This is a genomic window from Actinomycetota bacterium (assembly GCA_023488435.1).
In the GTDB taxonomy this organism is placed as follows: Bacteria; Actinomycetota; Coriobacteriia; order Anaerosomatales; family UBA912; genus UBA912.
The window spans coordinates 42,457-48,948 of sequence record JAMDCK010000023.1 but is presented as its reverse complement, the minus strand read 5'-3'; the positions used below and the strand labels follow the sequence as shown (position 1 = coordinate 48,948).

The 6,492-nt window shown below is 68.7% G+C and carries 7 protein-coding genes; all 7 read left to right on the top strand.

Annotated elements, in window-relative coordinates:
* Positions 1-142: 142 nt before the first annotated feature.
* From M1617_03805 to moaA, 7 genes are read left to right on the top strand one after another with little or no spacing between them, the layout of a single operon-like run.
* Positions 143-853, top strand: a complete 711-nt coding sequence (locus M1617_03805) for an ABC transporter permease (protein MCL5887415.1) — start codon at positions 143-145, stop codon at positions 851-853.
* Positions 850-1,932 (top strand): ABC transporter ATP-binding protein, encoded by a 1,083-nt coding sequence (locus tag M1617_03800; protein ID MCL5887414.1) that lies wholly within the window; start codon positions 850-852, stop codon positions 1,930-1,932. The genes M1617_03805 and M1617_03800 overlap by 4 nt, the downstream gene beginning before the upstream one ends.
* 4 nt (positions 1,933-1,936) lie before the next feature.
* Positions 1,937-3,403: a formate dehydrogenase accessory sulfurtransferase FdhD gene (gene fdhD, locus M1617_03795; GenBank protein ID MCL5887413.1), complete on the top strand. Its 1,467-nt coding sequence runs from the start codon at positions 1,937-1,939 to the stop codon at positions 3,401-3,403.
* Positions 3,400-4,656: a molybdopterin molybdotransferase MoeA gene (locus M1617_03790; protein ID MCL5887412.1), complete on the top strand. Its 1,257-nt coding sequence runs from the start codon at positions 3,400-3,402 to the stop codon at positions 4,654-4,656. The genes fdhD and M1617_03790 overlap by 4 nt, the downstream gene beginning before the upstream one ends.
* Entirely contained in the window at positions 4,653-4,868 is a 216-nt protein-coding gene (locus M1617_03785; protein ID MCL5887411.1) for a hypothetical protein, read from the top strand. The genes M1617_03790 and M1617_03785 overlap by 4 nt, the downstream gene beginning before the upstream one ends.
* Positions 4,822-5,451: a molybdopterin-guanine dinucleotide biosynthesis protein B gene (mobB, locus tag M1617_03780; protein MCL5887410.1), complete on the top strand. Its 630-nt coding sequence runs from the start codon at positions 4,822-4,824 to the stop codon at positions 5,449-5,451. The genes M1617_03785 and mobB overlap by 47 nt, the downstream gene beginning before the upstream one ends.
* Entirely contained in the window at positions 5,441-6,490 is a 1,050-nt protein-coding gene (gene moaA / locus M1617_03775; GenBank protein ID MCL5887409.1) for a GTP 3',8-cyclase MoaA, read from the top strand. Before mobB ends, moaA begins: the two co-directional genes overlap by 11 nt.
* Positions 6,491-6,492: the final 2 nt, after the last annotated feature.

Below are 6,492 nucleotides of genomic sequence, written 5' to 3'. Positions count from 1 at the left end.
GCGGCCAACCCCGAGGGCGCCCAGGCGTTCTTCGACTGGATTCTCTCGCCCGAGGCTCAGGCGGTGATCGAGGAGTTCGGCGTGGAGGAGTTCGGAGAGCCGCTCTTCATTCCCAACGCATCCTAGGTAGGACTGAAACACGGTGGAGATATTCGCTGAAGCATTCGTGACCGCATGGACGCTTGTGACGGGTGGTTCCGCCGAGTTGTGGCAGATCATCGCAACGACGTTCCAGGTCGCGATAGTCTCCACCGTAGCAGGCATGGCGCTCGGCACACCCATCGGGTTCGTGCTGGGCGTCGTGCGTTTCCGAGGCAAGCGCGCAACAGTGGCCCTCATGTCGACCGCGATGGCGGTCCCGCCGGTGGTCATCGGCTTGTTGGTGATGATGGCGCTCTCTCGGACTGGCCCGCTGGGTTTTCTCGGCTTGCTGTACTCGGTGGAGGCGATGTCGATCGCGCAGACCCTGATTTCGGCGCCGATCATCGCCGGGCTGACGGCGGTGGCGGTCGCTTCGGTGCCCTACCGTTTGCGGCTGCAGGCGCGTTCGCTGGGTGCCTCGGCGTGGCAGGAGGCGATCCTCACCTTGCGTGAGGCGCGCCTGGGCGTGCTGGCGGCCGTCGCCACCGCGTTCGGCGCTGTGATCCGAGGCGTCGGCGCGGTCATGATGGTGGGCGGCAACATCGAGGGCGAGACCAGGGTGCTGACCACCGCGATCGTGCAGGAGGCCCGCCGAGGCGAGTTCGGGATGGCGCTCGCGCTCGGGCTGATCCTGCTGGTGATCACATTTGCGATCAACGCTGCGCTGGCCTGGTACCAGCACTCCACCGAGCGCTTCGAGCCGGGGCGATGACGATGCTCGTAGGCGAGGGTCTCGTGAGGAGTTACGGCGGGCGAGCCGTGGTCGACATCGGCCGCATCGAGGCACGCGCGGGGCTCACGCTGGGGATAGTGGGACCCTCAGGAGCGGGGAAATCGACGCTGCTGGCGTTGCTCGGCCTGCTTGAGCGCCCTGACGCCGGGCAGGTCTTGTTCGACGGCCAGCCGGTCGACACCCGCGACAGGCAGACACGCAGGCGCTTCGCTGCGGCGTTCCAGAACCCGTACCTGTTCAAGGGCACGGTCGCCGACAACGTCGCCTACGGCCTCAAGCTCAGGCGCATCGCGCCGCCCAAGCGTGCCGAGGCGGTCTCTGAGGCGCTTGCCCGCGTCGGTCTCGAGGGGTGGGAGGATCGCTCGGCGCTCACGCTCTCCGGCGGCGAGTCCCAGCGTGTGGCGCTCGCGCGCGCACTGGTGCTCAAGCCCGATGTGCTCTTCCTCGACGAGCCGCTCGCGTCTTTGGACCCGCTGCTCAAAAGCCGACTCGCACTGGATTTCTCGCGCATCCTTTCGCAGGATTCGATGACGACGATTTACGTCACCCACGACCAGCAGGAAGCGACCGCGATCGCCGATGACCTCGCGGTCATGCGCGAAGGCCGCATCGTCGCGCAAGGCCCGGTCGCCGAGGTCATCGGATTGCCCGGCGATGAGTGGATGGCCGGGTTCGTGGGTGCACAGATGCCGCTGCGTGGTATCGTCGAAGAGCGCCATGACGGGCTGCTCACGATCGACATCGGCGGCGTGACCGTCGAGGCGGTCGGAGAGATTCCCGCGGGCCTGCGGGTCATCCTGGGTCTGCGGCCGGAGGACGTCGTGCTCTTCGAGGCGGATTTCGAGGCCGCGCGTTCCTCGGCAAGGAATCTGCTTCCTGCAACGGTGGTCGACGTCAAATACTGGGGCGTGACCAGCCATGTTGTGCTCGACCTGGGCGGCCAGACGATCCTGGCGCGGGTGACCAGGGCTGCGATCCAGGACCTGGGCCTGAAACCCGGCTTGCGGGTCAAGGCGCTCTTCAAGGCTTCAGCGGTGCTAGTGCGACAGGAGGCGTGATAGCGTGAGTGACCCTTCGGCGATACAACCAGACAGGTTGCCGGTGACAGCAGCGGTGCTCGCGGGCGGCCGCAGCGTGCGCATGGGCGTCGACAAGACGCTGCTCGACTTCGAGGGCGAGACGCTCGTGTCGCGCGTGGTCGATGTCGTGGGCGCGGTCTGCGCCTCAACGCTGGTCGTCACGAACCGCCCCGAGGCGATCTCGACAGCCGGGCTGCCGCCTGAGGTCCGCGTCCTGCGCGACGAGGTCGCGTACCAGGGACCGCTCGGCGGGCTTGCCACCGCGCTCGCTGCCGCCGAGGAGGAATGGGTGCTCGCGGTCGCCGCCGACATGCCGTGGCTCAAGCCCTCGGTGGTGCGCGCGTTGTGGGCGCGGGCCGAAGGCGCCGATGTCGTGATGCCGGTCTCCGCCGAAGGGCCCGAGCCGCTGCTCGCGCTCTATCGTCGCGAGACGTGTCTGCCCGCCGCGCGAAAGGCGCTCGATAGCGGACGCAGGCGGCTTGTGGCGATCCTGCCGGGGCTTACGGTCGCCGAGGTCGCGGTCGAGTCGCTGCGCGAGGTCGACCCCGAGCTGCGCAGCCTGCGAAACATCAACACCGCCGACGATCTCGCCGAAGCTCGCCATGATCCGGCGGGCGATCCGGGCTTCTCGGCAGGTGAGCGTCGGATCCGCACGCGAGTGGTCGAGGTCGGCACGAGGCGCGCGCGCGGGATGCCCGTCGAGCATCCGGTGACCATCCACATGAACGACGTCGAGATCGCCACCGTGCAGGCCACGCCGAGCGATCTTGAGGAGATGGCGGCCGGATTCCTGCTCGCCGAAGGGCTCGTGAGCGACCGGGATGCGCTTGGTGGCATCGAGGTCGACGCCAAGCGGGGACTCGTGTGGGTATCGACCGCCGAGGCGGTGCCCGAGGACATGGTCTACAAGACGCGCTACGTGACCAGCGGTTGCGGGAAGGGCATCACCTTCTCCAGCGTGGGGCACGCGCGCGGTCTGGCGCGGATCGAGAGCGGCGCCTCGGTGTCGAGTGAGCTGCTGTACGAGATGATGGGGCAGATGACGCGCGACGCGGCCGCGTACCGCGACACCGGTGGCATGCACGCGTGCGCGCTGGGCGTCGATGGCCGCGTGCGCATCGTGCGAGAGGACGTCGGGCGGCATAACGCGCTGGACAAGGCGCTCGGCCGGGCGTGGCTCGACCGCCTGCCGCTCGCGGATGCCGTGCTGCTGACCACCGGGCGCATATCGTATGAGATGGCGGTCAAAGCGGCGAAATCGCGGATACCGGTCGTGGTGTCACGCACGGCGGTGACCGACCTGGCGGCCAAGATCGCCGCCGAGCTCGGGATCACGCTGGTCGGGTATGCGCGTGGCGGTAAGCTGGTGGTATACACATGCCCACAGCGGGTCGAGGTCGCCGAAGGTGCGCCCGCGGTCGCACCCCAACAGGACGGAGACAGCCGATGAGCACCCCGATAACCGTGGAGCAGGCCAGGGAGGCTGCGCTCTCGATGGTCACGCCGCTTGGCGCGGAGCGGGTGGCGCTCACCGAGGCCCTCGGCCGAGTGCTCGCAGCCGACGCACGCAGCGACATCGACGTCGCGCCCTTCGACAACTCGGCGATGGACGGGTTCGCTGTGCGAGCCGCCGATCTCGCCTCCGCAACTGCCGAGACACCCGTGATCCTCGAGGTCGCCGCCGATATCCCGGCCGGCACCTGGTGGGACGGCCCGCTCGCCCCCGGCCAGGCAGCGCGCATCATGACCGGCGCACCCGTGCCTGCAGGCGCCGACACAGTGGTGATGGTCGAGGTGACCCGCACTGCCTCCGGCGACGGCTCGATCGGGTCGCGCGTGGCCTTCGCGCAGGCGCCGGGCGAGGGCGATCACATCCGCCGAAGGGGCGAGGAGGTCTCGGCGGGCGAGGTGGTCCTCTCGGCAGGTGAGGTCATCGGCCCGGCGGCGGTCGGGCTTCTCGCAGCGACCGGACATGCGACTGTCGAGGTCTTCCGAAGGCCGCGCGTGGCGGTCATCTCGACCGGCAGCGAGCTCGTCGAGGTCGGTATGGCGCCGGGGCCCGGCAAGATCCGCAACTCCAACAGCTACTCGCTGGCTGCGCAGGTGCGCGCCGCGGGGGGCGAGCCGCTGCGTTACCCGATCGTCCACGACGACGTCGCCGCGATCGAGGCCGCGTTCCTGCGCGCCGCCGAAGAGGCCGACTACATCATCACCTCCGGCGGAGTCAGCGTTGGGGATTTCGACTTCGTGCGACCGGTCCTCGAGCGGATCGGCAAGCTCGCGTTCTACAAGGTCGCCATGCGCCCAGGCGCTCCCCAGACGATGGGGCGCGTCGGCGACACGCCGGTCTTCGGGCTGCCAGGCAATCCTACGAGCGCCTACGTCGGCTTCGAGGTCTTCGTGCGCCCCGTGCTCCGCAAGATGCAGGGACACACCGCGCTCGAGCGCCCGCGCGTGACCGCTCGCCTCGCACACGACGTGCGCAAGCGTGCCGAGAAGCGCTACTACCTGCGCGCGCGGCTGAGCGCTTCGGGGGCCCCCGGGCTCGAGGTCGAGCTGGCCGGAAGCCAGTCCTCGGCGCTGCTGAGCGCTGCACATCGAGGTAACTGCCTGCTCGTGCTCGAGGCGGGCGAGAGTCACTTTTCGGCAGGTTCGCTGGTCGAGTGTATGCGGCTCGACATCGAGGAAGGAGTCGTACTATGAGTGGTTCATCCAAGCAGGTCGATCCGCGCTGGGCCGAGCAGGTCACGCCCGAGATGCTCGAGGCCGTCAAGGCCAAGGCAGTCGACGGCAAGGTCACATGCCCGGTGCTTCGCAAGTTCGCCGAGGACAGCGGTGTCGCCTACAAGGTCGCGGGAGCTGCGGCTGATGCAGCCGGCATCCGCGTCAAGAACTGCGATCTGGGGTGCTTCTAACTTGAGCCTTGGCGATGACATCGGCGGCACCGCCAGCGCGCCACCGGTCTTCTCGGTAGTCGGCAAGAGCGACTCGGGTAAGACCGGCGTGGTCGAGCGACTCGTGCGGGAGCTTACGGGCCGCGGCTACAAGATCGCGACCGTCAAGCATCACAAGCACGCGGTCGACATCGACGTGCCCGGCAAGGACTCGTGGCGCCATGCCCGCGCGGGCTCGCACGTCACCATGATCTCCTCGCCGACGCAGTTCGCCGTCATCCGCCGCGTCGAGCGGGAGCGCACGCTCGCCGAGATCGCCGAGGCGGCAGGCGAGGTCGACCTCGTTCTCACCGAGGGCTTCATGCGCTCGGGCCCCACGCGCATCGAGGTCTCTCGCCGCGAGCGCAGCTCGGAAGGCATCGTACCCGCCGAGGAGCGGTTCGCGCTCGTGACCGACAACCCCGAGCTCGCCGACGCTGGGCGCCCTCGCTTCGGCCTCGACGACATCGTCGGGCTGGCCGACCTCGTGGAGGCCGAGCTGCGCGCGCGACAGGGCCGCCAGGGTCGTCGCCCCGCTGCCGAGGAGGCCGCCGATGGCGACTGACGCGCTAGGCCGCACCATCGACTACCTGCGCATATCGCTTACTGACCGCTGCAACCTTCGGTGCGTATACTGCATGCCGCCCGAAGGCGTGTCCTTCAAGCCACGCGCCGACATCCTCTCCTTCGAGCACATCGAGCGCTTCGCTGCGATCGCCGTCGCCGAAGGGATCGGCAAGATCCGCCTGACCGGCGGAGAGCCACTTGTGCGCGCCGGGCTCGTGGACCACGTCCGCCGCCTGCGTGCGATCACCGGCCTGGAGGCCATCGCGCTCACCACCAACGGCACGCTGCTGCCGCGATTCGCGGCCGAGCTGCGCGAAGCGGGACTCTCGCGCGTGAACATCTCGCTTGACTCGCTCGACCCGGACGTCTTCTCGCGCATGACGCGCGGCGGCGACCTGGCCGACGCGCTGGCAGGCATCGAATCGGCGTTCTCCTCCGGGTTCGCCCCGGTCAAGCTCAACGTGGTCGTGGTCCGCTCGCTCGCACAGGACCTGCTCGGCTTCGCGAAGATGACGCTTGCCCGCCCGCTGCACGTGCGCTTCATCGAGTTCATGCCCATAGGCGACGATGCCGAAGAGGGCGGTGCGTGCATCGGCGATGGCGGCAAGGCCGCCACGGCAGAAGGCTTCCACTGGACGCGCGCCGACCACATGCCTTCCGAGGAGGTGCTCGCGGTTCTCTCGGCAGGCGGTAAGGCTGAAGGTCTCGGTGAGCTGCAGCCTGTGGAGCGCGGTGATGCGCCGGGCGGCTGGGGACCTGCGAGCTACTACCGCTTCGCGGGCGCAGCGGGTACGATCGGGGTCATCAGCCCGCTTTCGCACCACTTCTGCGATCGGTGCAACCGACTGCGGTTGACCGCCGATGGCAGATTGCGCGCGTGTTTGTTCTCCGACGAGGAGATCGACGTGCGCCAGGCCCTGCGCGAGGGGTCCGACGAGGATGTCAGAGAGCTCGTGCGGTCCGCACTGCACTTCAAACCGAAAGACCATGGCAGCCGGATCGGTACGGCCCGCCGGATGTCGCAGATCGGAGGTTAGCC